Origin of the sequence: Luteitalea pratensis (assembly GCF_001618865.1) — a bacterium.
Taxonomy (GTDB): Bacteria; Acidobacteriota; Vicinamibacteria; order Vicinamibacterales; family Vicinamibacteraceae; genus Luteitalea; species Luteitalea pratensis.
On sequence record NZ_CP015136.1, the window covers coordinates 3,805,743 to 3,831,679 of the forward strand.

Below are 25,937 nucleotides of genomic sequence, written 5' to 3' on the forward strand. Positions count from 1 at the left end.
CGACGCTGGCATGTGGCATCCCCAGGGGCACTCGTGTCGCAAACAGTCGTTCCCGTGAAGGGGCAGTTCGACTGGCCCACCCAACGCTCCTGGATGTCGTCGCGCGCCATTGACGATGTGGAGTTGGTCGGTAGTGACAGCTATCGGCGTACGACTGCCATCGGTGCCGTTCCCGCCGTGGTCGAGGTGACCTGTCTCCCGTCGGCGCCTACCGTGGAGGTGAAGGTGCGGACCCTCGCACCGTGTGATGTGGGCGCCGTTGCCGCGCGGGTGACGCGGGTGCTGGATCTGGATCGCGACCTGCTGGCCATGAGGGGCCACTTCGCCGACGACCCGTTCCTCGCCGGCGCGCTGGCCTCGCATCCCACCTTGCGTGTGCCCGGCGGTTGGGACGCGTTCGAACTCGCCGTACGCGCGGTACTCGGTCAGCAGGTCACCGTCAGGGCCGCCCGTCAGTTGGCCTCCGATCTCGTGGCGATCTGTGGTTCAGCCATGCCCGTGGGCCTGCATGCCCTGGGACTCGCACGCCTGTTTCCGACCGCCGGGCAGGTGGCGGCAGCGGATCTGGGGGCGCTACGCATGCCGGGTGCTCGAAGAGCAACGCTGACGGCGTTGGCGCGTGCGGCGGCCGATGACGACCGATTGTTCGAGGCAGGTGGACCGCTGGACGACGTCATCGCGCGCCTGCGGGCCATCAAGGGGATCGGCGAGTGGACGGCACACTACATCGCCTTGCGCGCCTTGCGACACCCGGATGCGTTTCCCGCAAGCGACGTCGGCCTGCTGCGCGGCGCTGCCCGCGAGACCGGCACGCGACCCACACCCGACGCGTTGCTGCGGCGCGCCGAGCGTTGGCGTCCCTGCCGGGCCTATGCCGCCCAACTGCTCTGGGCCGAGGATGGTGATCGATGACCGAACCGATCGTGTTGCACGTGGGCCGAATCGAGACGCCGATCGGCGAACTGCTCGTTGCGGTGACCGACGAGGGGCGCCTGGTGGCGACTTACTTCGCCCCGCCTGACGACCCGCAGGCATTGCTGGCACGGGCCGCGGGATCGGCTGTGCGGATGAGGGCGCACGCGGATCCTGCAGGCTGCTGCACGGCACTGCGGGCGTATTTCGCGGGCCACCTCGACGCCATCGAGACGCTGCCGGCGGCGCCCGTCGGGACGCCGTTCCAGCGGGAGGTGTGGAGTGCGCTGCGGATGATCCCGTGTGGCTCGACGACGTCGTATGGAGCGTTGGCGCGACAGTTGGGACGTCCGGCCGCGTCGCGGGCGGTGGGATTGGCCAACGGCGCCAACCCGGTCTCGATCGTCATCCCGTGTCATCGCGTCATCGGCGCGAATGGATCGCTCACGGGCTATGGCGGCGGGCTGGACCGCAAGCGCTGGCTGCTGGCGCACGAAACGAGGGGCGCTGCGCCGCGGCTGTTCTGACCCGGGGGCTTGGCGGCAGGAATGCCGCAATGCCGAAATGCGAACGTCGAGACCAGTGAGACCGGCTCTCGACATTCAGCATTTCAGCATTGCCGTGTTCCTACTTCGTGCCGCTGGTGATCACACCGCAGGCGATGCGATCGCCGGCGTTGCCGGCCGGGTCGGTCTTGAGGTCGTCGGCCTTCGCGTGCACGACCAGCGCCGTGCCGCCGTTGGCGAAGAGCGAATTCGGGCCGGTGCCGAGCGTGACGGCGGTGTTGGTGATCGTCTTCTCGAGGGTCCCGTTCGCGCCCACGGTGATGTTGGGCATGTCGCCCGCGTGGTGACCGGCGGGGTTCTCCAGCCCGTGCTGCTTGGTGGCCGGGTTGAAGTGCGGTCCAGCCGACGTGAACGCCGGCCCCTCGCACTTGGCCACGCCGTGCACGTGGATCGCGTGTTCGCCAGCCGGGAGGTTCTGGAGCGAGAGGGCGATGGAGACTCCCTCCTTGGCCGGCGAGATCATCGCGTGCCCGACCGATTGGCCCTTGCCGTCCTGCAGAGGCACGTGCACGGTCTTGGGCGCCTGTGCCGCGCCGACCAGGCCGAGGGCAAAGAGGGCAGCAGTTCCGATGGTGAGGCCGATCTGGCGTCGCATTCCTGAATCCCTTTCCGAAAGCGCCCGGACTGCCCGGACGCGATGACATCTCTCACCATCCTAGTGGACCTCGGCGCCGTTGACGCACGCGATCGTACGCACTGCCTCGACCATGGCCGTTGAGGACGGAGGAAAGAGGACGGAGGACGGAGGACTGAGGTAGGACGGAGGACTGAGGAAAGGAAATAGAAAAACCGCGCCAGCCGATGCTTACCGCCAGCTCGTGCGGCTTCAGCCAGGCTCGGCTGCTGTGGCCTGTGGTCGTGTTGCTCTTATTGCCCCTCGCTCCTCCATCCTTCCTCTTTCCTCCGTCCTCCGTCCTCCGTCCTTGTCAGACGCGTTCCCTCCCTTTCGTCCGTCGTCCATGGTGCCTACCGCAGACGTTGCCCACGGCCAGTCGAGGTGGTACGCTGATGGCGAGGCGAAACAAAAACGAATGTCTCTTCCGCGCTCGCGTGCTCACCTAGAAGCGTTGCTGCAGGCCCGTCGGCTCGACGGCACCCTCGCGGGCCGGGTGCCTGCCACGGGTGTGCTCTCCACCGGCTTGCCTGAACTCGACACCACGCTCGGCGGCGGCTGGCCGCGTGGGCACGTGTCCGAGATCGTCGGCCCCGCGTCCTCGGGGCGGACGCGCGTGCTCGTGTCGACCCTGGCCTCGGCGACCAGCCGTGGCGACGTGGCCGCCTGGATTGACACGGTCGATCGTGGCGATCCCGCCGGGGCGGCAGCGGCGGGCGTGCGGTTGTCGCACGTGCTCTGGGTGCGCGGCATGCCGCTGTCGCCGGGCGTGCTGGCATTGCGCCCGCGGCGTGGCGACCCCGACCTGACGCACACCGTCGTGCAGCGAGCCATCAAGGCGGCGCACCTGGTGGCGCAGGCCGGCGGGTTCGGCGTGGTGGCGCTCGACCTGTGCGACATCCCCGCATTCGTGCTCCGGCAGATTCCCTCGTCCACGTGGCTGCGCCTGCACCGCGCCATCGAGGGCCGCGAGACCATGCTGGTGATGCTGGCGGCCGAACCGATCACGCGCAGCGCCGGCGGCGTGTCGCTACGCGTCCAGGGGCGTCCGCGCTGGGAGGGCGAGACCGCCCGCTCCTGTCGCCTGGCGGGCATGGACTGCGCGATGCGCGTGGTCAGCAGCCGATCCGCCGAGGGGACGACGCGCGAAGTCCAGGTCGCCCTGGCGGGATAGCCAGGAAATTTCACAATGGCAGAATTTCAAAAGTTCACCACGCATCAGCAGCTCGAGCATGGCGGTGGTCTTGAAATTCTGAAATTTCGAATGCCATGTTCGCTGCGCTTCACCTGCACTCCTGTCCCGCGGACCTGACGCGTGAGGAGATCCTGACGCGTCTGTCGGCCGTCGCTGCCGACATGACCCCACGGTGGGAACGCCTCACCGCCCGTACCCTCGTGCTCGACGTCTCGGGACTGCAGCGCATCCTCGGCGGGCCCGAGGAGATCGCCGCCGCGGCCCGCACGCTCGCGCGCGACCGCGACCTCGAGGTGCATGTCGCGATCGCATTCACCTGGACCGCCGCACTCGTGCTCGCCTCGGCCGGGATCGAGGCTGTCGTGGCCCAGCGGGATGCGGCCCTGGCGCAGTCGCCGCTGCCCGTGGAGGCGCTGGCTGCCGTCCCCGGCGTCGACCTCGCGCTGGCGGGGGCCGTGCGCGTGCGCAGGTTGGGTGGTGCGCGCAACTACCGGTTGTCCGCCGGTCTCGGGCTGATCGGTGGGGCCGCCGACACCGCGACACCGGGGGAACCGGACTCGGGCGACCAGGTCGACGAGGCACCCATCCGGATGCCGCCCGGGCGGCCGTGGCCCGACGTGCTCGCCACGCTGCAGCGATGGGGGGTGTTCACCTGCGGCGCCCTGGCGCGCCTGCCGGCAGCCGACCTGCAGGCCCGGCTCGGCGAGCGCGGCCTCTGGCTGCAGCGGCTGGCGGTGGGGATCGATCCGCGACCGCTGCGTGTGCAGCCGCCAGACGACGACTTCTCGGAATCACTGACGCTCGAGTGGCCCATCGACGGCCTGGAGCCGTTGTCGTTCGTGCTCGGGCGCGTGCTCGATCCGCTTTGCGCGCATCTCGAAGCTCGTGATCGCGCGGCGGCCGTCGTGCGGGTGTCGTTGCACCTCACCGATCGCCATGTCCACACGCGCGACATCGAACTGCCGGTGCCGGTGCGCGAATCGCGCGTGCTGCGCACGCTGCTCCTCCTCGACCTGGAGGCGCACCCGCCGCATGCCGCGATCGATCGCCTCACCGTGGCCGTCGATGCCGTGCCCGGGCGGATCGTCCAGTTCTCCCTGTTGCGCAAGGCGTTGCCGTCCGATGACCAGCTGGCGGCGTTGCAGGCGCGGCTCACGGCGCTGATGGGTGCGGGCCGCTGCGGGGCGCCGGCCCTGGTCGATTCATATCGACCGGGCGACGTCGCGCTCGCGCCGTTCGTGCCGTCGGGCACGGAAGGGCAGGATACCGGCGTCGTGGCGTTGCTGGCGGCACTCGGGCTCACCGCGACGCGCGACGCCGGGCGTGCCCGCGACGACGCCCGCGAACCCGCGCGCGAAGGCTGGCTGGACACCGCGGGGTACCACGTGCGCCGATTGCGGCAGCCATGGCCGATCGTGGTGGTCCTCGGCAGCAAGCGCATGCCGACGGCGATCCGTTTCGGGGTGCGATCGCGCGACACCGCGTTCCGCGATGGCCCCATCACGCAGGCCGCTGGCCCATGGCGATCGTCGGGAGCATGGTGGCAGCCCACCACCGACGTCGACGGCGCATGGGATCGTGACGAATGGGACATCGCGCTCGAGACCGGCGCCGCGTATCGCATCTTCCAGGACCGGAAGACGGGGCAGTGGTGGGTGGAGGGTGAGATCGATTAACGCTTAACGCTTAACGCTTGACGCCTACCGTCAACTTGAGACCTGAGACCTGAGACCTGAGACTTGAGACCTGAGGGTTGAAGCTCGGGATTCAGGATTCGCCGCGCCACACGTAGCCGTCGACCTTCCGCCTTCGCCCTTTGGGCTTCGGCGGACAAGCCAGGTCGACGGGACGGCCGCGGCGTTCGGCGTTCAGCGTTGGGCCTCGACGTTCGGCGTTCGACGTTCAGCGTTCGTCTCAATGGATCGCCCGATATGGTCCTTCGCCATTTGCTCTCTGTCCTGCTGTTGCCCGGCATGGTGGCGGGGGTGGTGCCTGCCTGGATACGGCACGCACTGGCGGCGCACGACACACGCTGGCCGGAGGTCGCCGCGCTGACCTGGACGATGCGAGGGGGCAGCCTCGTGATGATGCTCGGCGGGTTGGCACTCGCGTCGTGGTGTGTGGCGTTGTTTGCACGGGTCGGGCAAGGCACGCTGGCGCCCTGGGATCCCACGCGGCGGCTCGTGGTGGTGGGGCCGTACCGCCATGTGCGCAACCCGATGATCACCGGGGTCGCGTTGCTGCTTGCGGCGCAGGCGTTGTGGGCCGGCTCGTGGATTCTGGCTGCCTGGCTGGCCATCTTCCTCGGCGTCAACCATGCCTTCTTCCTTCTCGTCGAAGAACCAGGCCTGGTGGCGCGTTTCGGCGAGGGCTATCGCGTCTACACCATGCACGTGCCGCGCTGGATGCCCCGCCGGACACCCTGGCACGGCTGAGGCGGACGTCCCACGGTTGAAACGATCCACTGTCTGCCGGGTATGAGGAGCGACCCATGCGAGGGCTCGACATGCGACTGATGGTCTTCGTCACGCTGATCCTGCTGACCGCCGCGATGCCCGCCAACTGTGCCGAGGAGCCGAGGGTGTGGTTCGGCGTCGCTGCCGAGCAGGGCGGGATGCAGGCGGTGCGCGAAGCGATCCAGCGGCGCGCCGCCGGCCGTACCTTCGCGCACGTCCTTCGAGACTTCAACAATGAAGCCGTCGCCTCGAAGCCCGAGTCCCGAGTCCCGTGCGGAGCCCGTGCCCCCCTGCTACGATCGCAGCAGTGAGCTCGACCGCGGCCCTTCCCGCCACCCTCGAAGACGTCCTTGCCAGGTACTGGGGATACACACAGTTCCGGCCGCACCAGCGCGAGGTGATGGATGCGATCCTCGCTGGCCGCGACTCGCTGCTCGTGATGCCGACCGGCGGCGGCAAGTCGCTCTGCTTCCAGGCACCGGCCCTGCTCAAGCCTGGCCTTGCCGTGGTGGTGTCGCCGCTCATCTCGCTGATGAAGGACCAGGTGGACGGGCTCAACGCCAACGGCGTGGCTGCCGCCTGCTACAACAGCGCGCTGGACGAGGACCAGAAGCGCGACGTCGTGCGCGCCGTACGCGAAGGCCACACGCGGCTCTTGTACGTGGCGCCGGAGCGCCTCGTGGGCGACGGAGGCGAACGCTTCGTGCGCTGGCTGGCGCAGGTGGGCGTGAGCTTCATCGCCGTGGACGAGGCCCACTGCATCAGCCAGTGGGGACACGACTTCCGACCCGAGTACCGCAGGCTCGGCCAGATCCGGACGCTGTTGCCGCAGGCGAGCATCCATGCCTTCACCGCAACGGCGACCGGCCGCGTGCGTCGCGACATCGTCGCGCAGCTCGGGCTGCGCGATGCACTCGAAGAAGTGGGCTCGTTCGATCGTCCCAATCTCGTCTACCGCGTGCTCTTGCGCGACCAGTTGAAGAGGCAGGTGCTCGACGTGCTCGGGCGTCACCGCGGCGAGGCGGGAATTCTCTACTGTCCGTCACGCAAGGAGGTCGATGCGCTGTCTGCGTGGCTGGTCGAGGAGGGATGGCGCGCGGTGCCATATCACGCCGGCCTCACCTCGGACGAGCGGGCCCGCAACCAGGATGCCTTTCTCACCGAGCAGGCCGACATCGTCGTCGCGACGGTGGCGTTCGGGATGGGGATTCACCGGTCGAACGTGCGGTTCGTGGTGCACACCGGCGCGCCGCAGTCTCTCGAGCACTACCAGCAGGAGTCGGGCCGTGCGGGACGTGACGGGCTCGAGGCCGAGTGCGTGCTGATCACGTCGGGCGCGGACTTCCTCAAGTGGCGGGTGATGCTCGAGAAAAATGGCGAGTTCACCGAGTCGGCCCAGGGGCTGTTGCGCGACATCGAGCGCTACACGGCGAGCACGCGCTGCCGGCACCGGCACCTGGTGCAGTATTTTGGCGAGACCTACGATCGCGACGACTGCGGTGCCTGCGACGTGTGCCTGGGCGAGCTGGAGATCGTCGACGATGCGGTGACGATCGCGCGCAAGGTGCTGTCGTGCGTCGCGCGAGTGGAGCAGCGGTTCGGCGCGGCGCATGTCGCCAATGTGCTGGTCGGCAAGTCGTCCGAGGCCGTGACCGCGCGTGGGCATGCGCAGTTGAGCACGTTCGGTCTCTTCGCGAGCGTGCCGGTGACCGAAGTGCGCGGCTACATCGAGCAACTCACCGCCCTCGGATACCTGCGGCAGACGGCGGGCGAGTACCCGGTGCTGGTGCTCTCGCCGGAGGGGCGCACGCTCATGCGCGATGGCGCGAGCGAGCCGCCAGTGGTGTTGTTTCGGCAGAAGCGTCGTGCGAAGGACGCCGGACCACGTCGGTCGCGTGTCGAGACCGAATCGTGGGAGGGCGTGGATCGGACGCTGTTCGAGCGACTGCGTGAGTTGCGGCTGACCCTGGCGCGTGGTCGCGGGGTGCCGCCCTACGTGATTTTCCATGACACCACCCTGCGTGACATGGCCCGGCTGCGCCCGACGTCAGCCGAGGCTCTCCGCGATATCTATGGGGTTGGCCAGCGCAAGGCCGAAGATGTAGGGCCTGCGTTCCTCGAAGTCATAAGGGCGGCGAATCCCGTGTAAAATCGTCTCTTTACGCCTTTTCTTCGCTGCGCTATCGTCAGTCCATCGGCCCCGCGCTTGGGGCCTTTTTCTGCGGCGTATCTTTCGCTTTTTATTCGTCTTCTGCCGTGTCCGCGAGTTCAGTGAGCTGCCCCTTTGACGGTGTGAAGTCCTGGTACCCGGTACCCGGTACCCGGTACCCGGAAAAATGACATGTACGTCGAACTGCACACCTCCTCGGCCTTCTCCTTCCTCGACGGCGCGTCGTTGCCGGAAGCGCTCGTCGACCAGGCCAGGACGCTCGGGTACGACACGGTGGCACTGCTCGACCGCGATGGTGTGTACGGCGCGCCACGCTTCTATCAGGCGGCACGCAAGGCGGGCCTGCGCGCGCTCGTCGGCGCCGAACTGACGATGCAGACGGGCGGCGGGCGAGGCCTGGGGGTTGGCAGGGCCGGCTCTCCCTTGGGCGCCGGAGCCTTGGCGGAGGCGGCCAGCCCGGCCCACCCCTCGGCAGTCCCGCTGCATGCGCCGCTGCTCTGGCGCCTGCCCGTGCTGGTTGCGTCAGCGCAGGGCTACCGATCGCTGTGCCGGCTGATCACGCGGATGAAGTTGGCGGCGGCGAAGGGGCAGGGCGCGCTGACGGTGCGCGATCTTGACGGACAGGTAGAGGGGCTGGTCGCCGTGGTGGGCCGTCCGATGCTCGCGGCCGACCGTCATGGCGTGGCTGGCCTGCTCGATCAGATCGTCGGCGTGTTCGGCCGTGCGCAGGTGCATGTGGAGATCCAGCGGCACCTCACGCGCGACGAGGAAGTGGACAACCGCATCCTCGTGTCGGCTGCCGAGGCGTACCGGGTGCCGATCCTCGCCACTAACGGCGTGCGTTTCGCCACACCAGAGGCACGGCCGCTCTACGACGTCCTCACCTGCATCCGGCACGGCACCACACTGGAACACGCGGGACGCCGCCTGGCGGCCAACGCCGAACGCTACCTGAAGTCCCCGAAGCAGATGCAGGCGCTCTTCAGCGATCTGCCGCAGGCACTCGCCAACACACGTGCGCTGTCCGAGCGCCTCGACTTCACGCTCGCGAACCTGGGCTACCGGTTTCCGGATTATCCGGTTCCCGACGGCGAGACGCAGATCTCCTTCCTGCGGCGGATCACCGAGGCTGGTGCACACTGGCGTTACAGGCCGCTGACCGACAGGGCGCGCCGGCAGATCGCACGCGAACTCGATCTGATCGAGAAGCTCGATCTCGCCGGGTACTTCCTGATCGTCTGGGACCTCGTGAACTTCTGCCGGCAGCAGGACATCCTCGCGCAGGGGCGCGGGTCGGCGGCCAACAGCGCCGTCTGCTACAGCCTGGGCATCACCGCGGTGGATCCGGTGGGCATGGAATTGCTGTTCGAGCGCTTCCTCTCGGAGGAACGCGGCGAGTGGCCCGACATCGACCTGGACCTGCCGAGCGGCGACCGTCGCGAGCAGGCGATCCAGTATCTCTACACGCGCTATGGCGATCGTGGCGCGGCGATGACGGCCAACGTCATCACCTATCGTGGCCGCAGCGCGGCGCGCGAGGTGGGGAAGGTGCTTGGCTGCCCGCCGGAGATGATCGACACGCTCGCCAAGGTGATGAGCCCCTTCGAATGGCAGGATCCGAAGGACACGTTGGCTCGGCACCTGCGCGAACTCGGCGTCGATCCCGACCTGCCGCAGATTCAGCAGTTCGGTGCGTTGTGGATGCAGATGCAGGACATCCCGCGTCACCTCGGTCAGCATTCGGGGGGTATGGTGCTGTGCCAGGGACGCCTCGACGAGGTCGTGCCGCTCGAGCCGGCGAGCATGCCCGGCCGCGTCGTGGTGCAGTGGGACAAGGACGACTGCGCCGACATGGGCATCGTGAAGGTCGATCTGCTCGGGCTCGGCATGCTGGCCGTGCTGCAGGAAGCGATCACCATCGTCAACACGGCATCAACCGAGCAGATCGATCTCGCGCACCTGCCGCCCGACGATCCGGTCGTGTACCAGATGCTGCAGGAGGCCGACACGGTCGGGCTCTTCCAGGTGGAGTCGCGCGCGCAGATGGCGACGCTGCCGCGCCTCAAGCCGACGTGCTTCTACGACCTGGTAGTGGAGGTCGCGATCATCCGGCCAGGGCCAATCGTCGGCCAGATGGTGCATCCGTATCTCGCGCGTCGTCGCGGCGATGAGCCCGTCGAATATGCGCATCCCTCGCTCGAGCCGATCCTGAAACGGACGCTCGGCGTGCCGCTGTTCCAGGAGCAGTTGCTGCGGATGGCGATGGTGGTGGCCGGGTTCTCGGGCGGCGAAGCCGAGGAACTCCGGCGCGCCATGGGCTTCAAGCGCTCCGAGGCACGCATGCGGCAGATCGAGGTGCGCCTGCGATCGGGCATGGCCGAGCGCGGCATCACCGGGGACGCGGCCGAGACGATCCTCAGGTCGATCGCCTCGTTCGCCCTCTACGGTTTTCCGGAGTCGCACGCCGCGAGCTTTGCGCTGATCGTCTACGCGAGCGCGTACCTGAAGGCGTACTACCCGGCGGCGTTCTCCACGGCGCTGCTCAACAACCAGCCGCTCGGCTTCTATCACCCGGCGACGCTGATCAAGGATGCGCAGCGGCATGGGGTCCGCTTCCTCTCCGTGGACGTGCAGCAGTCGATGTGGGCCTGTCACATCACGCCTGATGGCGCCGTGCGCCTCGGCTTCTGCATGGTGCAGGGCCTGCGCGAAGAGGTAGGCCGGAAACTGGAAGCCGGCGCCCCGAACGTAGCGGCGCCGGCGCACGTAGCCTGCAGGCTGCAGGCTGCAGGCTGCGTGTTGGTGTGCCCCAAATGTGGTGCTGACGATGCGTCGATGTTCGAGATCGACGTGCGTGCCCGCGGTCGACACATCTACTGCGGGGTCTGTGCGCACGATTGGGACGACCGGGTACCGGGTGCGGGGGACCGGGTCCCAGCAATCCAGGACAAGAGTCAGGAGGTGCCGGCGTTAGGCGTTAGGCATTCGGCGTTACGTTTTCCCTCGCTCGATGCGCTGGTGATGGCCACGGGGATCCGTCGCGACGAGTTGAACACGCTCGCGAGCCTCGGGGCCCTCAACGCCTTCGGCACCGATCGACGCGGAGCCTTGTGGAACGCCGAGCGCGTGGTGCGTCCGACCGGCGACCTGTTCGCGATGCTCGATGAAGAGGCGGGTCCGGTGCGTGTGGGTAGGGACCACTCCGTTGGTAGGGACCACTCCGTTGGTAGAGACCACTCCGTTGGTAGGGACCGCTCTCCGAGCGGTCCATCACCGGCATGCACATCACACCCCTCCGAGAGGTCGAGGGCCGATGTCGCAGAGTCGGCCGGCTGGGACAGCCGGCCCTACCTACCTGAGACGAGCTCGAATGTCGATGAGCAGCCGATCGTGACGAAGGCCGACCTGGCGGGCGGCAGCCCTCTCCCCGCGATGACACCGATGGAGCGCATCGTCGCCGACTACCGCGGCAGCGGCGTGACGATCGGCGCGCACCCGATGGCGTTGCGGCGTGCGGATCTGCGCCTGCGCGGAGTGATGCGATCCGATGAACTCGGGCGGACGCGGGGCGGACGGCGCGTCCGCGTGGCCGGCGCGGTGATTACGCGGCAGCGCCCGGGCACGGCCAAGGGCATGGTGTTCCTCACCCTCGAGGACGAAGCCGGCCTGGCCAACGTGATCATCCGGCCCGACGTGTTCGATCGACAACGGCCGCTGATCCTGCGCGCGCCGTTCCTGGTGGTGGAGGGGGTCCTGCAGCAGCAGGAAGGCGTGACGTCGGTCCGTGCCGAACGTGTCATGGCCTTTGCGGGCGATCAGCCGCGCGTGCCGTCACATGACTTCAGGTGATCCGGGCCATGGCAAAACCTTGACCCTGACCACTGCGGCCAGCCAGAAGATGCCGAGCGCGGTAGCCATGATGGCGGACCGATATTGCCGCCACGGCAGACGCTCTGTGCGGTAGCTGAGATGGCCATTCCCGACCCGAAGAACCTCAGCCCCGATGGACCAGCTATCGCCGACAAACACGGCGCCACACACAGCCATCACTGACATGATGATCACCGCGACCAGCAGAGCGAATCGTTCATCACGGGAGAATCGACGCGTGATTACCCCGACCAATTGGTATGCGATCGCCACGTACGCGAAGCCGAACACGAGGAGAACGGCGGTGTCGAAAATGATGTCTCGGTGCTGAGCGTACTCACGCACAGTACCCACGGCGATGGCATGACGCTGAGAGATCCTCTCGAACAGCAACGACATGCACTGGTCGCGAACCTCCGCATGAGGACCGGCGCCCTGCTGCCGAAGCGGTGACACATCGGCGTAGGCGATCGCCCAACTCTCCGCCGTCGCCGCCTCGGCTCGAAGGTGAGCACGGTCGGCGAATCGGTCCAGATGCCACGGTCGCGGTGGCTCGGCTGGGATTTCACATCGCCGCGCCTGGCCGTTTGCTGCTGGAGCCGGCAAGCGCTTGGATAGGATCATCGCTATCAGAAGCATCAACGCTACCGCACCGATTGCGCGACCTGTGCGACCCATCCGCACCTCCAGCAAGTTTGACACCGCGCCTGGGCATCGGGTTCGGTGGAGGAATTCTTTCGTGCCGGCGCCGTGATGCGGAACACGGCCGCGGCAAGCGCAGGCTCCTGCTCCGCCGCTCGAAGAAGGTGTCGTGCACTTCTGAACTGCTCACGCTCATGCCGTCACCCCGGTCCTTGCGAGTCGCACGTCGAGGTGCGTGGCCCACGGACATCGACTCCCGAGCGCGGCCACGAGCCGCGCCCGCGATTCGGCGCTCGCCGCGAGGACGGTGATCGAACCACCGGCTCCTCCCGCGCCATTGACCTTCCAGCCGATCGCGTCCGGGCCGCACACGGCTTCGATGACGACGTGGGCTTCGGCGCTCACAAGTGACGCATGCAGCTGCGCCTGGATCCCGGTGTTGCGCGTCAGCACGGCACCGTAGGTGTCGAGGTCGTCGGCGACGAGGGCGGCGGCACCCTCGTGCGCGCACCGGCGCAGCGCCTCGAGGCGGGCATCGCCGGCGCCGGCATGCTGCAGCGCCTCGACGACCTGTCGATGGACGGCCGACGAGTCGTGCCCACGGGCGAGGAGCACCACGAGCAACCGCGCGTCGAGGGCGGCAGTCGTCTCCGGCGACAGCGTCAGCGACGTCCGCCGGGCAGAGGGATACGCCGCCATCTCGATCAGCGCCGGACCACCGGCGGCTGCGGCCCACTGATCCTGGATGCCGCTCTGCTGCGAGAGACGGCGTGTCTCGACGAGGTGGGCCCGACGCGCCAGCGAGGCCGGATCGAGCGCCGTGCCGCGCAGGCGGTCGAGCGCTGCCAGCACCGCCACGCATACGCTCGCCGACGTCCCCATCGACGCGCCCGGCGGCACCTGCGATCCGACGTCGAGTACCCACGCGCCTTCCGGAACTTCCGCTTCGTCCAGGCAGGCGCCGATCAGGGGATCCGGACACACCTGCGGAGGAGTGCCCGCCGACCAGTGCCATTCCCTGTCGAAGTTGCGCAGTCGCACCTGGACGCCGGCAGGCCCTCGCTCCGCGCCGACGCTCACGTCGACTCCGGGCCACACCGCCAGGTGACACACCGCGCCATGGCCGGCAAACCACGTGTCGGTCCACCCCCCAAGGTCGGCGATCCGGGTCGGAGCGGAGACGGAGATGTGGGGCATCGGAAATTGCACAATTCCACAATTTCAGAATTTCACTACCACCGCCATTGGTCGCCCTGCTGGTGGTGGTGAAATTCTGCAATTCTGCCAATTCTGAAATTTTCGCTACCCCGCCGCGGGCGTTTCCTGGGGCGTTCGCCGATCGCGCGCATCGCGCGGCACATTGGGAACGATATCGGCCGGGAGGTCCGCGGGCAGGAGTTCCTCACCGGCCATGAGGCCATCGGCGATCCACTCGTGGACTTCGGGCTCCGGGCGTGCGAGCAACGCCTCGAGCGGCGAACCCGGGGCGTCAAAGACGGCGCGCTCCTGCATCGGCACGTACGATCCGTCGACTTGCCGCGGTATGTGGCGACACCACAAGCCGAGGTGCCACACCAGGAACGGTCGCAGCCGCGTGTGCCCCCGCTCATCGTCGCCGAAGTGCTCCTTTGCGAGGCGCACGTACTCCCGATAGATAGCGACCCGACCCTCGGCCGAGTCGTCCACGACCTGTCCGGCGGCCTCGGCAAAGATCCAGGGCTTGATGAGGGCGCCCCGGGCGATCATCACCGCCTGCACGCCGGACAGGGCGCGCCCGCGGGCGATGTCCTCGGGAAACAGGATGTCGCCATTGCCGACGACGGGGATGCCGACGGCGGCGGCAACTTCGCCAATTGCGGCCCAATCCGCGGCATTCCGGTACCGCGCACTGCGCGTCCGGCCATGCACCGTGAGGGCATCGGCCCCACCGGCTTCGGCCGCCCGTGCAACATCCACGGCGTTTCGCTCGTCTTCATTCCAGCCGAGCCGAATCTTGACGGTGACCGGCACGGCGCCCGCGCCTTCCTTCATGGCGGCCACGAGCCGCTCGATCCGGCGCGGCTGGCGGAGGAGGGCGGAGCCGAGCCCGCGACGGGTGAACTCGTCGATCGGGCAACCGAGATTCAGGTCGACGAAGTCGGCGCCGCGAGAGGCGACCAGGGCGGCGCCCCAGCGGAGTTCGTCGGGAGAGCGTCCGGCGAGTTGCACGCCGAAGCACCGTTCGTCGGGCGCGCGCTGAATCAGCGCGAACTCGGCGCGGCGACGGCGCTGAAGGCTGCGCACGACCGCCATCTCGCTCGTCGTGACCGTGGCCCCGAAGGCCTGGCACAGGCGCCGGTACGGAAGGTTGCCCCCTTTCGTCATCGGCGCCATCACGAGCGCGGGACCGGACAGTGCTGAAATGACGGACATGGGCGGTCGTATGATAAGCGGTGGAAGGGTGGCCGAGCTTGAGCTTTGCGACTACACTTACGGCCATTCGGACGAGGAAATCTGATGCCTCACCCGTTCAAGGTGCACCGGACCGCTGAAGGCGACGTGTCGGTGCTGCATCTCGAGGGCTTTCTCGACGCACACACCGCGCCGGTGTTCGAACAGGCCATCCAGGCCGAACTCGACGCCAATCGCCCACGCCTCATCGTCGACGGCGAGAAGCTGACCTACATCTCGTCGGCCGGCCTCGGCGTGTTCATGGGCTTCATCGAGCAGATCCGTGAGTTGGGCGGCGACTTGAAGATCTGCGGCCTCAGTCCGAAGGTCCGCCAGATTTTCGAGATCCTGGGATTCCAGGCGATCTACGACATGGTCGAGACGGTGCCCGACGCCGTGCAGCGTTTCACGACCAGCCCGACGCCGGAGGCATGAACGACATGACCTCCCTCGAGCGGACGTTGACCCTGACAGTGCCCTCGGCTACCGTGAATCTGGCGCTGATTCGGGACTTCGTCGTCAACGTCGGCTCGCAGGCCGGCCTCGGCCAGGACGATGTCGCCAAGCTCGAGCTGGCCGTGGACGAGGCGTGTGCCAACGTCATGGAACATGCCCATGGCCACGACAGCAACAAGGAAGTGACCGTGCGCGCCACGTTCGATGCGTCGACGCTCCGCATCGAGGTGTTGGACGAGGGCCAGGGCTTCGATCCCACCGTGGTCCCGGCGACGCCGGTCGAGCAGATGGTCCACGATCGCCGTACCGGCGGCCTCGGCCTGCGCGTGATGAAGTCCCTCATGGACGAGGTCTCCTACGAGATCGTCCCCGGCGAGCGCAACCGGCTCCGCCTCCTCAAGCGCATCCAGAAATAGACCGTCCCGTGGCGCACGTCTCCGTCAGCCGCCTCGAATCCCTCCTGGAATCGGCGCAGCTGCTGCATGCCTCGCTCGATCTCGACAACCTGCTGAAACACCTGCTGCGCACCGTGATGGGGCGATTGCTGGTCACCCGCGCGGTGATCGCGATCGACGTCGGCGATGGGCTGCGCGTGGCCATGGCCCGCGGTGTCAGCGAGGCGCCGGTCGGCTCGCGCTTCGACGCCGCGCGTGCGACCTCGCTCGGCCTGCCGCAGCAGATGCCAATCGGCGTCGCGCCGGCGGTGGGCCTGCTCGCGACGGCGCCGCCGGCGCGCCCCGCTGTGGACGACGAGGAGCGCGCGTTTCTCGAGGCATTGCTCGGCATCGCGGCCACCGGGATCAGCAACGCGTCCTCACATGCGCAGGCCACACGCCTGAACCGCGACCTCGATCGCAAGATCCAGGAACTGCGCACGCTGATGGAACTCGGCCGCGCCTTCTCGCGCGTCAGCGAGGTCGAAGAAGTCGCACGTATCTTCGGCCTCACGCTGGCAGGGCAGTGGATGGTCACGCGCTATGCCATCGCCGTCTGCCGCGACACGTTCGGCACGATCTCTCGTCAGCAGGGCGTGAAGCTGCCGCCGCTCTCGACCTACATGGAGGCCTTGCACAACCTGCCGGAAGCGTCACTGGTGAGCGACCTGCAGGACGGCGAGGTGCGCGCGATGTTCGAGGCGCACCGTCTGCAGGTCGTGTTCTCGCTGCGCAGCGGTGAACAGGTCTGCGGCTTTGCCGCGCTCGGCGCGCGCCCCGGCGGGCAGACATGGACCGGCGCCGATCTCGAACTCGGCGCCGGCATGGCAGCGCAGGCTGTCGTCGCGTTCGACAACTGCTGGCACCTGCGCGAGATGCTCGACAAGAAGCAGTACGAGAAGGAACTGGCCGTCGCCGCGGGTATCCAGCAAGGGCTGTTTCCGTCCGTACTGCCGAAGCTGGCGGGCCTCGACGTGGCGGCGATGAACCGTCCGGCGCAGCAGGTCGGGGGCGACTACTACGACGTGCTGACGCTGACCGATCGCGGTGACGACGCCTGCCTGTTCTGCGTGGCCGACGTCTCGGGCAAGGGCCTGGCGGCATCGCTGCTCATGAGCACGATCCAGGCGACGCTGCGGGCACTGCTCGGGCGCGAGGCCTCGCTTGCGGAGCTTGCGTGTCGCGCCAACGAGCTGTTGTTCGCGACGACGCCGGGCAGCAAGTACGCCACCGCCGCGCTCGTACTCGCGCATCCCGCGACCGGCGAGTGCCGGTACGTCAGCGGTGGCCACACCGAGACCCTGCTGTTGCGGGCCAGCGGCGAACGCATCTGGATGGGCGCCACAGGCGTGCCGCTGGGGCTCTTCCCGGGCATGACGTGGGAGGAACTGTCGTTCACGCTCGCGTCAGGCGACGTGCTCGTCCTCTACTCCGACGGCGTCAGCGAAGCTCAGACTGCGGTGTTCGACGAGTTCGGTCCCGAACGCCTCGCCGACATCGTCGAACGGCAGCGCGAGCGACTGTCGGCCGAGATCATCGACGCCATCGTCGCCGCCATCGACGCCTTCGTCGAAGGGGCCCCACAGTTCGATGACATCACGTTGATGGTGATTCGGAGACTGTGATGAACGCCGAACGCTGAACGCCGAACGCTGAGCGTTGCACCGGGTACCCGGCCCCGGTACCGGTTCACGACCGGTAATTCCCGAACATCAGCTCGATGCCGAAATCGTGGCCACGGAGACGCTTCATCGCCTCCTGCAGTTCGTCCTTCGAGTTCGAGGTCACGCGCACCTGCTCGGCCTGGATGGTAGCCTGCACCTTCTTCAATCCCTCGTCCTTGAGGAACTTCACGATCGCCTTGGCGGCCTCGGTGGGGATGCCCTGCTGCAGCGACACGACCCGGCGCACGGCACTGCCGGCGGCCATCTCCTTGTCGCCCAGCTTCATGTTCTTGATCGGCACGCCGCGCTTGAACATCTTGCCCTGCAGCACCTCCCACACCGCCGACAACTTGTAGTCATCGTCGGCGAGCAGCGTGATCGTGCTCTTGGCCTTGTCGAAATCGATCTCGATGTGTGCGCCCTTGAAGTCGAAGCGCTGCCCGATTTCCTTCTGGGCCTGGTTCACGGCGTTGTCCACTTCCTGCAGATCCACGGTGGACGTGATGTCGAAGCTCGCTGCGGCGGCCATAGGGGTGAATAGTAAACAGAAATGCCGGAATGCCGGAATGCCGAGAATGCTGGAATGTCGAAGGCATCATCCGAAAGTGGTTTCGACATTGCGGCATTCCCGGCATTGTCACGCGGTCACGCGACGGGGCGCGGCCTGTATTCGGCCCGCTAGGAGCTTGCTGAAGAACCGGCCATGACGGCTGATTTCATCCCGCTCGCTGTGCGAGACGTGACCTATCGAGTCGGATACACGTGGGCGGGTCGACCGCGGCGACCCGCGGCCACACGGTCGACGGAGGCCTTACGCAGGCGTAGCCGCCATCGCGAGGAGTCTCGGCAGTCGTCGCAGGTTGAAGGCGGCGCACGCGAAGACGAACAGGCTGTCGACCTTGTCGAGCCCGCGGAGCTTCACCTTGCGCAGCCCCGCCAGCGGTTTCAGCCACCCGAAGACGCGTTCGATGCGCGGCCGACAGGCCTGACTGATGCTGTAGCCGGCATGCCGTGTCGTGCGCCGATCGATCGCGCTGCCGCCCGTCCGCTTCACGTTCTGGCTGACGTGCGGCGTGTATCCGAGTTGCCGCGTGACATCGACGAAATCGCGGGTATCGAACAGTTTGTCCGCGCCGAGCGTGCGCGGGCGCGACGGACGCGCATGCTTCTGCAGCATCAGCAGCGCGGCGTCGCGTTCGGCGTGGCCATCCGCCGTCGTGGCCATGCCGTCCACGATCAAACCGTGGCGATTCTCCATCAGCACGTGCCCGAGGTACGCCAGCCGCGCCTCGCTCTGGAACGATTTGCGATACAACCGCGCATCCGGATCGGTCTTGGAGGCGTGCGTGTCGTTGGTGCGTGTTTGGCCATGGAAGTTGCGGCCATCACCCTCGGGCGGCCCGTCCTTCGGCTGAAAACTCTTCTGACTCGCCCAGGCCTCGATCAACGTGCCGTCGACGGTGAAGTGCTCGTCAGACATCCACGCCGAGGCCCGGTCGACGACCCGTTGCAGGAACTGGCGCGCGACCTCCTGATTCAGCAAGCGATCGCGGTTCTTGGTGAAGACGGTCGGGACCCAGATCGGCTCGTCCATCTCGAGCCCCACGAACCACCGGAACAGGATGTTGTAATCGAGCTGCTCCATCAGCAGCCGCTCGCTGCGGATCGAGTAGAACAACTGCAGCAACTGCGCCCGCAGCAGGCGCTCAGGCGGAATCGACGGACGTCCGACGCGGGCATAGAGGCCATCAAAGTCGCGCGACATGTCGCGCAGGATCTCGTCGACCAGCGCCCGAATCGGGCGCAGCGGATGATCGGCCGGGACGCGATCCTCGGCCGAGACGTAGCTGAACATCGAGGTGGGCTGACGGTCGTCTCCGCGCATGCTCGCCATCGTAGTGCTCGGGATCCGCGTTGTCGATCCCTCAGGCGCCGTTTTTCAGCAAGCTCCTAGAATAGGTCGGTGACCGCTCCCCTTGAGGGCCTTCGCGTCCTCGAACTCGGGCAACTGATTGCCGGGCCGTTCTCCACGATGCTGCTCGGGTACTTCGGCGCCGACGTGATCAAGGTCGAGCCACCCGACGGTGGCGATCCGCTGCGCACCTGGCGGCACGTGCACAACGGCACCGCGCTGTGGTGGTATGCGATGGGGCGCAACAAGCGCTGCATTACTGCGGACCTCCGCCACGAGGAGGCACGCGCGCTCATCCGCCGGCTGGTGGAGCAGTGCGATGTCGTGGTGGAGAACTTCCGGCCCGGCCGCCTGGAGGCCTGGGGGCTCGGCTATGACGTGCTCAAGGCGATCAATCCACGGTTAATCATGGTCCGCATCTCGGGCTTCGGCCAGACCGGACCATACGCGCATCGGCCCGGGTTCGCGGCAGTGGCCGAGGGCATGGGGGGACTGCGTTACGTGAACGGCTTCCCGGACCGGCCCCCGGCACGCGCCAACCTCAGCCTGGGCGACACGATCGGCGGCCTGCACGCGGTGCTCGGGCTGCTGCTCGCACTCCACCATCGCGACGGCAAGGGGACTGGCGAAGGACAAGTGGTCGACGTCGCCCTCTATGAGTCGATCTTCAACCTGATGGAGTCGACGCTGCCCGAGTACGCGACGGCCGGCGTGGTCCGCGAGCGGCATGGCTCAACGGTGAGCGGCATCGTGCCGACCAACGTGTATCCCTGCGCCGATGGCCGCTACATCATCATCGGCGGCAATGCCGACAGCATCTTCCGCAGGCTCATGCGGGCCATCGAACGCCCCGATCTCGCCGAGGATCCACGACTGGCGACCAACGACGGCCGCGTGCCGCACGCGTCGATGATCGACCAGGCCATCGCGGCGTGGACATCCGTGCGCCCCTATGAGTCGGCCTTCGCCGTGCTCGAAGCCGCTGACGTGCCCTGCGGCCCGATCTACTCGGTTGCCGATCAACTCGGCGACCCGCACTTCGTGGCTCGCGGCCTCATCGAACACGTCACCGTGGAGACCGGCGAGGAGGTCACGATTCCGGCGATCGCCCCGCAGTTGTCGTCGACGCCCGGACGCACGACGTGGCCAGGGCCGCCGCTCGGCGCGCACAACGCCGAGGTCTACGGCGGGATGCTTGGACTCACGCCGGAGGCGATAGCCGACCTCGTGACTCGTGGCGTGATCTGATCGGTGGCCGTCAACGCGCGCAACTCTGCGCATCTGTCGTCGATCGAACTGCTACAATTTGCACAGTTCCTCCGGAGGCAACTGGTTGGCAAAGCGCGTTACATCCCGCAAGGGAAGCACCAACGGCACCGCACCGCATTTCGACATCGCCCCCCTGGTCATCGAAGGCTCACGCATCAAGCTGCGCTCGCGCGTCGCCGGTCAACTGGTCAAGCTGCCCGACGAGCTGCCGCTGCCCATGATCGAGCGTCGGCAAAGCGGTGTGCATGGCTGGGGCGTCTTTGCCCTCGAGCGGATTCCCAAGAACAAACGCATCATCTACTACGCCGGTCAACTCGTGCCCGCCAGGGAGAGCCACGACCGCGAAGTGGCCTACCTCGAAAAGGGCTGCATCTGGTGCTTCGAACTGAGCAACCGGTGGGCCGTGGATGCCATGTACGGCGGCAACGTCGCGCGCTACATCAACCACGCGTGCAAGCCGAACTGCTACAGCCACATCGTCGACGGCATCATCTGGATTCGCGCCGGGCGCACCATCGAGGCCGGCGAGGAGCTCTCCTACGATTACTACACGGGCGGCACCGCGGAGATCCCGTGCCAGTGCCGGCCGAACTGCAGGGGCATGATTTAGAACGCTTAACGCTTAACGCTTAACGCTTAACGTTCCGGCCTGCCGCCGCAGCGCGGTCGGCCTCACGGTTGCGACTCCCGACTCCCGACTCCGGTGATCTCCCGCGCCATCTATCTCCACGGCTTCGCGTCGTCTGCGCAGTCCAGCAAGGCGCAGTTCTTTGCTGGCAAGTTCGCTGCGCTCGGGATTCGGCTGGTGACACCCGACCTCAACGCGCCCGATTTCGGCACGCTGACAGTCACACGCATGCTCGACGAGGTCGGCAGTGTCCTCGCGCAAGGCGACCCGGGCCCGGTCGTGCTGATGGGGTCGAGCCTCGGCGGGTTCGTGGCCTGGCATGCCGCGGCCAGGCTCGCCGCGGTCTTGCCGGCGCATCCGATCGACCGGCTCGTGCTGCTGGCGCCGGCGGTGACCTTCGGCCGCGATCGCCAGGAAGACTTCGGCCGTGGCGTCGTGGACGAATGGGAGCGGACAGGCACACGCGAGTTCTTCCATTACGGCGAGAACGAGCCGCGACAACTGCACTACGAGTTCTACCGGGATGCCCTGTCGTACCCCGCGGCGCATGCGCAGGTGCACGTCCCGACGCTCATCTTCCAGGGCATGCAGGACGATCTGGTGAAGCCGCAGGGCGTGATCGAGTTCTGCCATGGACGGCCGAACGTCTCGCTGCGGCTGCTGCAGGATAGTCATCAATTGCTGGCACACCTCGACCAGATGTGGCAGGAGACACGTACCTTCCTCGGTTGTTGACGTCGAGCGCGCGCGCGGCTGCCCTCGCCACGTGTGTACTCGCCGGCGCGTGCAGCGGCCCACCCATGCCCGCCAGCGAGGGAGCTGTCGGACCGGCCACCCGGAAAAGGCCGTCGAGCCTCGACGAGAAACGCTCCGACTCGCGTTCGAACACCGTGCCGTCTGCCGACGACTCGACGCTGCCGCCCGACGTACTGTCGCGGGCGTCGTGGGCGCGCGTGCGCTGGCCTGGTGGCGCCATCCTCGACACGAACCTGCCCGCACGCATCGACGAACCGGTCCACGCTGGTTCGATCTTCAAACTCGTCGTGGCCCGGGCCGCCTTGGCACAAGGTCTCGTGACCGCGCGCACGCGCTTCGTGTGCCCGCGGCGCGTCGAGGTGCAGGGGCGTCGCGCAGACTGCGTGCATCCCGATCTGGGCCGTCCCCTCGCCCTGGATGACGCGCTCGCGTATTCGTGCAACCACTTCTTCGTCCGGCTCGCGGAACGCCTCGACCGGGCGGGTCTCACCGAGACGCTGCGACGGCTCTCGTCCGGTGCTGTCCTCATCACCGGAGAGCCCGCCATGCCGTGGATGGCGCTCGGTGTGGAGGGGCCACGTGCCGGCATGCGCACCTGGGCGCGCATCGCCCTCGCCGCGATGGCCGTTGATCCGGACGAGCCGGAGGGCTCGGCGATGATCCGCCGCGGTGCCGCCCGGGCCGCGTCCGAGGGCACGGCCGTTGCGCTGGCCGACGACACCAGCTACACCCTCGCGAAAACGGGAACGACGATGGGTGACAGCGGTGTGCAGGAAGGCCGCGTCGTGGCGTGGCGTCCAGAGTCGGCGGAGGCGATCGTCGTGCGTGCCCCGGGTGTCGCAGGCCGCGACGCAGCGCGGATCGCGAGGGCGGTCTGGGATGCCGCAACCGTGTCGGACGAGCCCCGCGTCCGTGTCGGACGCACGCGCGACGCTTCCGATACGGATCCCGCGGGACGCGTCGACGACCTCCCGCTCGAGGCGTACGTCGCCGGAGTGGTCGCGGCCGAGGGTGAGCAGGACATGCCGTCGGTGGCCTTGCAGGCCCTGGCGGTCGCGGCACGCAGCTATGCGATCGCGCCGGCGCGACGCCACACGCGCGACGGCTATGACGTCTGCGACACGACGCACTGCCAGGTGCTGGGTGCGGCCACGCGCTGGAGTCGGGAGGCTGCCGCGCAGACCCGAGGTGTGGTGCTGGCGCTCGGCGACACCGTCGTGCGCGTGCCGTATTCGGCGTCATGCAGCGGCGTGCTCTCGTCGCCACGCGAACTGTGGGGTGGAGACGACGCCACGCTCACCCGCACGGGACCGGACCCGGTCGGCCACACCGTGGACAACTGGCAGGGAACGGCGGCAGCCGACGCGCTGTACGCGGCGCTGAAGGAAGCCGGTTATCGCGGCGACGTCCTCCGCGGCCTGCGCGTGGTGGCGCGCACGCGCGAAGGCCTGCCCTCGAGAATCGCGCTCGATGGCCTGGCTCCTGCGGAGATCGACGCCAGCACGTTCAGGCACATCGTCGGACGCCGTCTTGGCTGGGACGTGCTCAAGAGCCATGCCTGGGACGTCACGCGGGTGGGTGTCGGCTATCGCTTCACGGGCCGCGGCAAGGGCCATGGCGCCGGCCTCTGCCTGCGTGGCGCCTCGGTGTACGCCGCACGCGGCTCGTCCCTCACGCAGGTGATGTCGACCTACGTTCCCGGTGCGTCCCTGATCTCGACGCGTGATCAGGTCGTGGTTCGAGTGCCCTCACAGCTGATGGCGAGCGCTCAACGGCTTCGCAAGGAGACCCGCGCGCTGCTGGCCGGCACGCGCGTGCGGCTCCGTGTGTTCACGCCGCGCCTGGTCACGATTGAGGTCCACCCGACCGTCGCGTCGTACCAGCGAGCCACTGGTCGTGCCTGGTGGACGTCGGCCAGCACGCGGGCCGTCGCGCCGGACCATCGCAGAACACAGGCGGACGCTTCCGTGCCGCGCTTCCGAATCGACGTGGCCCCGCGCTCCAATGGCGCGCTCACGGCGGAGGCACTCACGGGCGTGCTGCGACATGAATTGGTCCATGTGCTGACTGGGCCGCTTCTCGTCGACGCGCCCGCCTGGGTCGCCGAAGGCCTGGCGACCGAGGGAGGTCGTCTTGACACCAGCACCAGAGAGCCCAGCCACGTCGCCGGGCCGTGCCCGAGTGACGCACTCGTCGTGCAGCCGGGGAGCCTCGAGACCATGCGCGACGCCTACGCCCGGGCCGGCGCCTGCCTCAACGCCGCCCTGCCAGGCGGCCTCGCGTCTTGGCGGACCCTCGTGGCGCCCTAGAACTCTGGGGTCTCAGGGCTCAGGTCTCAGGCCTCAGGCCTGGGAGTTCCGGCTCAGGCTGAGCCGCAAGCCTTTGTGCCGTCAAGCCGTGAGCGAAAATGAGGAGCCCGGCGTTCCGGCTGCACCCTCCGGCGTCGCTTCCGTCGTATATCGAGGGTGAGCGCCATGAACGCCCCTGCCACCCTCCTCACGCACCCGGCCCTGGCCGACCGCGACCAGCGCCTGCTGGACACGGCGCGGCAAGGCGACCTCGATGCCTTCGAGGCACTGGTACGCCGGCACCAGCGCAAGGTCTACAGCCTGGCCTGGTATGGCGTCCGGGACCAGATGCAGGCCGAGGAGATTGCGCAGGACGTGTTCATGCAGTTGCATGCGGCGCTGCCGCGTATCGAATCGGGCGCCCACCTCGGCGCCTGGCTTCGACGCACGACGTCCCATCGGGTGATCGACACACTGCGCGTCCGCAAGCCGTTCCGATCGCTCGACCAGATTGCGGAACCCCAGACGTCCACCGGGACACCCGATCCCCTGGCCGATCGTCTCGTACACCGCGCGCTGGCCCGGCTCGCGCCACGGGCGCGGCTGGTGGTCATGCTGCGTTACATGGACGACCTGGCCCCGACCGAGATTGCCGAAACGCTCGACATGTCCCTCAACACCGTGAAGAGTCACCTGCGCCGCGGCCTGCTCGTGCTGCGCGCGCGTCTCCAGCGGGAGCCGACGCGATGAATCCCGATGCCCGCCTTCGCAATGCCCTGGCGCCCGTGGATCCGCCCGACGGGTTCGCGCAGCGCGTGCGTGCGCGTGTCGCCCGGGAAGCGGCGGTCATGCCGGCGCCGGCCCGTCGTCGCGTGCCACGCTGGATGGCGATTGCCGCCCTCGTGTCTGCGGTCCTGGCAAGCCCGCTGGCCTACCGCGAATACGAGAGTCGCCGCGAGGCAATCGCCGCGCGCGCCCAGGTCCTGCTCGCGCTGCAGATCGTGAGCCGTGAACTCAATTCCGCGCACCGCAAGGTGGTGCGCCCCGTCGTGACGACCACGCTGGCTCCTGCGGACGCCGGTGATTCAGGGAAGGTAGGACGCCCGTGATGCGTCAGTCGATCGTGATCTGTGGAATGGTGGCCGGCCTGGCCATCGTGGCAAGCCCGGCTTCGGCCCAGCAACTGCAGCTGCCAGACATGGCGCAGCTTAGCGCGGGTGCCGTCGACGTGGTCGATGTCTCGGTGGATCAGGCCCTGCTCGGCCTCGCGGCGTCGTTCATGTCCAACGGCGCCGACGACAAGGAGGTCAAGGCACTCATCTCGTCGCTCAAGGGCATCTACGTGAAGAGCTTCACGTACGGCAAGGACGGCGCCTACGATCCGGCCGTGCTCGACTCGGTGCGACGCCAGTTGTCAGGCGGGCAGTGGTCGCGCCTGCTCGCCGCCAAGTCGGCAGCCGAGGGCTCGGATACGGCGATCTACCTGTGGCGCAATGGCGGCAAGGCGGGTGGCCTGGCGGTCCTGTCGGCCAGTCCGCGCGAGGTGACGCTCGTGAACATCGTCGGGACGATCGACCTGGAGCAACTGCGCATGCTGCAGGGCAAGTTCGGCGTCCCGGACCTGAAGATGGAGGGCGCGCCCGGCAAGACGACCGCGCCGAAGCCAAAGCAATAGG

24 protein-coding genes are annotated in these 25,937 nt (G+C 67.8%); 18 read left to right on the forward strand and 6 right to left on the reverse strand.

The annotated features are described in order from the left end of the window. Positions 1-33 precede the first annotated feature (33 nt). Both LuPra_RS15565 and LuPra_RS34090 read left to right on the forward strand, forming a co-directional pair. Positions 34-912 carry a DNA-3-methyladenine glycosylase family protein gene (locus LuPra_RS15565; protein WP_162271412.1) on the forward strand — a complete coding sequence of 293 codons (879 nt, stop codon included), beginning with the start codon at positions 34-36 and terminating at the stop codon, positions 910-912. After that, entirely contained in the window at positions 909-1,439 is a 531-nt protein-coding gene (locus LuPra_RS34090) for a methylated-DNA--[protein]-cysteine S-methyltransferase (RefSeq protein ID WP_110171594.1), read from the forward strand. Before LuPra_RS15565 ends, LuPra_RS34090 begins: the two co-directional genes overlap by 4 nt. Positions 1,440-1,539: 100 nt before the next feature. On the opposite strand, the gene LuPra_RS15575 is transcribed toward LuPra_RS34090, so the two are convergent. Further along, the gene (locus LuPra_RS15575; RefSeq protein WP_110171595.1) at positions 1,540-2,073 is read right to left on the reverse strand and encodes a superoxide dismutase family protein; all 534 of its coding nucleotides are present in this window, start codon (positions 2,071-2,073) and stop codon (positions 1,540-1,542) included. Between the two features lie 436 nt (positions 2,074-2,509). Between LuPra_RS15575 and LuPra_RS15580 the strand changes: the two genes are divergently transcribed. From LuPra_RS15580 to LuPra_RS15605, 6 genes are all read left to right on the forward strand, one after another. Further along, positions 2,510-3,265, forward strand: a complete 756-nt coding sequence (locus LuPra_RS15580; protein WP_234800408.1) for a P-loop NTPase family protein — start codon at positions 2,510-2,512, stop codon at positions 3,263-3,265. A 95-nt stretch (positions 3,266-3,360) separates the two neighbouring features. Next, complete coding sequence (locus LuPra_RS15585; protein WP_110171597.1) at positions 3,361-4,962, forward strand: DNA polymerase Y subunit UmuC family protein; 1,602 nt, start codon at positions 3,361-3,363, stop codon at positions 4,960-4,962. A gap of 255 nt (positions 4,963-5,217) precedes the next feature. Beyond that, positions 5,218-5,721 (forward strand): methyltransferase family protein, encoded by a 504-nt coding sequence (locus LuPra_RS15590; RefSeq protein ID WP_110171598.1) that lies wholly within the window; start codon positions 5,218-5,220, stop codon positions 5,719-5,721. Between the two features lie 56 nt (positions 5,722-5,777). Further along, a complete protein-coding gene (locus tag LuPra_RS15595) occupies positions 5,778-6,053 on the forward strand; it encodes a hypothetical protein (RefSeq protein WP_110171599.1) in 276 nt (91 codons plus the stop codon). Then, positions 6,050-7,891 (forward strand): DNA helicase RecQ, encoded by a 1,842-nt coding sequence (gene recQ, locus LuPra_RS15600; RefSeq protein ID WP_157899248.1) that lies wholly within the window; start codon positions 6,050-6,052, stop codon positions 7,889-7,891. The genes LuPra_RS15595 and recQ overlap by 4 nt, the downstream gene beginning before the upstream one ends. 192 nt (positions 7,892-8,083) lie before the next feature. After that, positions 8,084-11,761: a DNA polymerase III subunit alpha gene (locus LuPra_RS15605; RefSeq protein ID WP_110171601.1), complete on the forward strand. Its 3,678-nt coding sequence runs from the start codon at positions 8,084-8,086 to the stop codon at positions 11,759-11,761. Here the strand turns inward: LuPra_RS15605 and LuPra_RS31965 are convergent. The 3 genes from LuPra_RS31965 to LuPra_RS15620 all read right to left on the reverse strand — a co-directional run bounded on the left by LuPra_RS31965 (position 11,744) and on the right by LuPra_RS15620 (position 14,836). Continuing rightward, positions 11,744-12,484 (reverse strand): hypothetical protein, encoded by a 741-nt coding sequence (locus LuPra_RS31965; protein ID WP_234800409.1) that lies wholly within the window; start codon positions 12,482-12,484, stop codon positions 11,744-11,746. The genes LuPra_RS15605 and LuPra_RS31965 overlap by 18 nt on opposite strands. A 132-nt stretch (positions 12,485-12,616) precedes the next feature. After that, complete coding sequence (locus LuPra_RS15615) at positions 12,617-13,621, reverse strand: GHMP family kinase ATP-binding protein (protein ID WP_110171603.1); 1,005 nt, start codon at positions 13,619-13,621, stop codon at positions 12,617-12,619. Positions 13,622-13,726: 105 nt separating this feature from the next. Then, a complete protein-coding gene (locus tag LuPra_RS15620; protein WP_110171604.1) occupies positions 13,727-14,836 on the reverse strand; it encodes a tRNA dihydrouridine synthase in 1,110 nt (369 codons plus the stop codon). A gap of 84 nt (positions 14,837-14,920) precedes the next feature. Here LuPra_RS15620 and LuPra_RS15625 point away from each other — a divergent pair, with 84 nt between their 5' ends. Genes LuPra_RS15625 through LuPra_RS15635 form a run of 3 tightly spaced genes read left to right on the forward strand, consistent with a single transcriptional unit; the run spans position 14,921 to position 17,369 of the window. After that, positions 14,921-15,289 (forward strand): STAS domain-containing protein, encoded by a 369-nt coding sequence (locus LuPra_RS15625; protein WP_110171605.1) that lies wholly within the window; start codon positions 14,921-14,923, stop codon positions 15,287-15,289. Beyond that, positions 15,286-15,726 (forward strand): ATP-binding protein, encoded by a 441-nt coding sequence (locus tag LuPra_RS15630; protein ID WP_110171606.1) that lies wholly within the window; start codon positions 15,286-15,288, stop codon positions 15,724-15,726. Before LuPra_RS15625 ends, LuPra_RS15630 begins: the two co-directional genes overlap by 4 nt. An 8-nt stretch (positions 15,727-15,734) precedes the next feature. Next, the gene (locus tag LuPra_RS15635) at positions 15,735-17,369 is read left to right on the forward strand and encodes a PP2C family protein-serine/threonine phosphatase (RefSeq protein WP_110171607.1); all 1,635 of its coding nucleotides are present in this window, start codon (positions 15,735-15,737) and stop codon (positions 17,367-17,369) included. Positions 17,370-17,433: 64 nt separating this feature from the next. On the opposite strand, the gene LuPra_RS15640 is transcribed toward LuPra_RS15635, so the two are convergent. Both LuPra_RS15640 and LuPra_RS15645 read right to left on the reverse strand, forming a co-directional pair. After that, the gene (locus LuPra_RS15640; RefSeq protein WP_110171608.1) at positions 17,434-17,937 is read right to left on the reverse strand and encodes a YajQ family cyclic di-GMP-binding protein; all 504 of its coding nucleotides are present in this window, start codon (positions 17,935-17,937) and stop codon (positions 17,434-17,436) included. Between the two features lie 282 nt (positions 17,938-18,219). Continuing rightward, positions 18,220-19,293, reverse strand: coding sequence for an IS5 family transposase (locus LuPra_RS15645; protein ID WP_110174710.1), 1,074 nt, complete (start codon positions 19,291-19,293; stop codon positions 18,220-18,222). 78 nt (positions 19,294-19,371) lie between these two features. On the opposite strand from LuPra_RS15645, the gene LuPra_RS15650 reads away from it, so the two are divergent. From LuPra_RS15650 to LuPra_RS15680, 7 genes are all read left to right on the forward strand, one after another. After that, positions 19,372-20,568 carry a CaiB/BaiF CoA transferase family protein gene (locus tag LuPra_RS15650; protein ID WP_110171609.1) on the forward strand — a complete coding sequence of 399 codons (1,197 nt, stop codon included), beginning with the start codon at positions 19,372-19,374 and terminating at the stop codon, positions 20,566-20,568. A gap of 85 nt (positions 20,569-20,653) precedes the next feature. Beyond that, positions 20,654-21,199 carry an SET domain-containing protein gene (locus LuPra_RS15655; protein ID WP_110171610.1) on the forward strand — a complete coding sequence of 182 codons (546 nt, stop codon included), beginning with the start codon at positions 20,654-20,656 and terminating at the stop codon, positions 21,197-21,199. 93 nt (positions 21,200-21,292) lie between these two features. Continuing rightward, a complete protein-coding gene (locus LuPra_RS15660) occupies positions 21,293-21,952 on the forward strand; it encodes a YqiA/YcfP family alpha/beta fold hydrolase (protein WP_157899250.1) in 660 nt (219 codons plus the stop codon). A gap of 155 nt (positions 21,953-22,107) precedes the next feature. Next, the gene (locus LuPra_RS15665) at positions 22,108-24,282 is read left to right on the forward strand and encodes a SpoIID/LytB domain-containing protein (RefSeq protein WP_162271414.1); all 2,175 of its coding nucleotides are present in this window, start codon (positions 22,108-22,110) and stop codon (positions 24,280-24,282) included. A 165-nt stretch (positions 24,283-24,447) separates the two neighbouring features. Beyond that, positions 24,448-25,011 carry an RNA polymerase sigma factor gene (locus LuPra_RS15670; RefSeq protein ID WP_110171613.1) on the forward strand — a complete coding sequence of 188 codons (564 nt, stop codon included), beginning with the start codon at positions 24,448-24,450 and terminating at the stop codon, positions 25,009-25,011. Further along, on the forward strand, positions 25,008-25,370 hold the full coding sequence (locus LuPra_RS15675) for a hypothetical protein (RefSeq protein ID WP_110171614.1): 363 nt from the start codon (positions 25,008-25,010) through the stop codon (positions 25,368-25,370). Before LuPra_RS15670 ends, LuPra_RS15675 begins: the two co-directional genes overlap by 4 nt. Continuing rightward, on the forward strand, positions 25,370-25,936 hold the full coding sequence (locus tag LuPra_RS15680) for a DUF4252 domain-containing protein (protein WP_110171615.1): 567 nt from the start codon (positions 25,370-25,372) through the stop codon (positions 25,934-25,936). The genes LuPra_RS15675 and LuPra_RS15680 overlap by 1 nt, the downstream gene beginning before the upstream one ends. Position 25,937 lies beyond the last annotated feature (1 nt).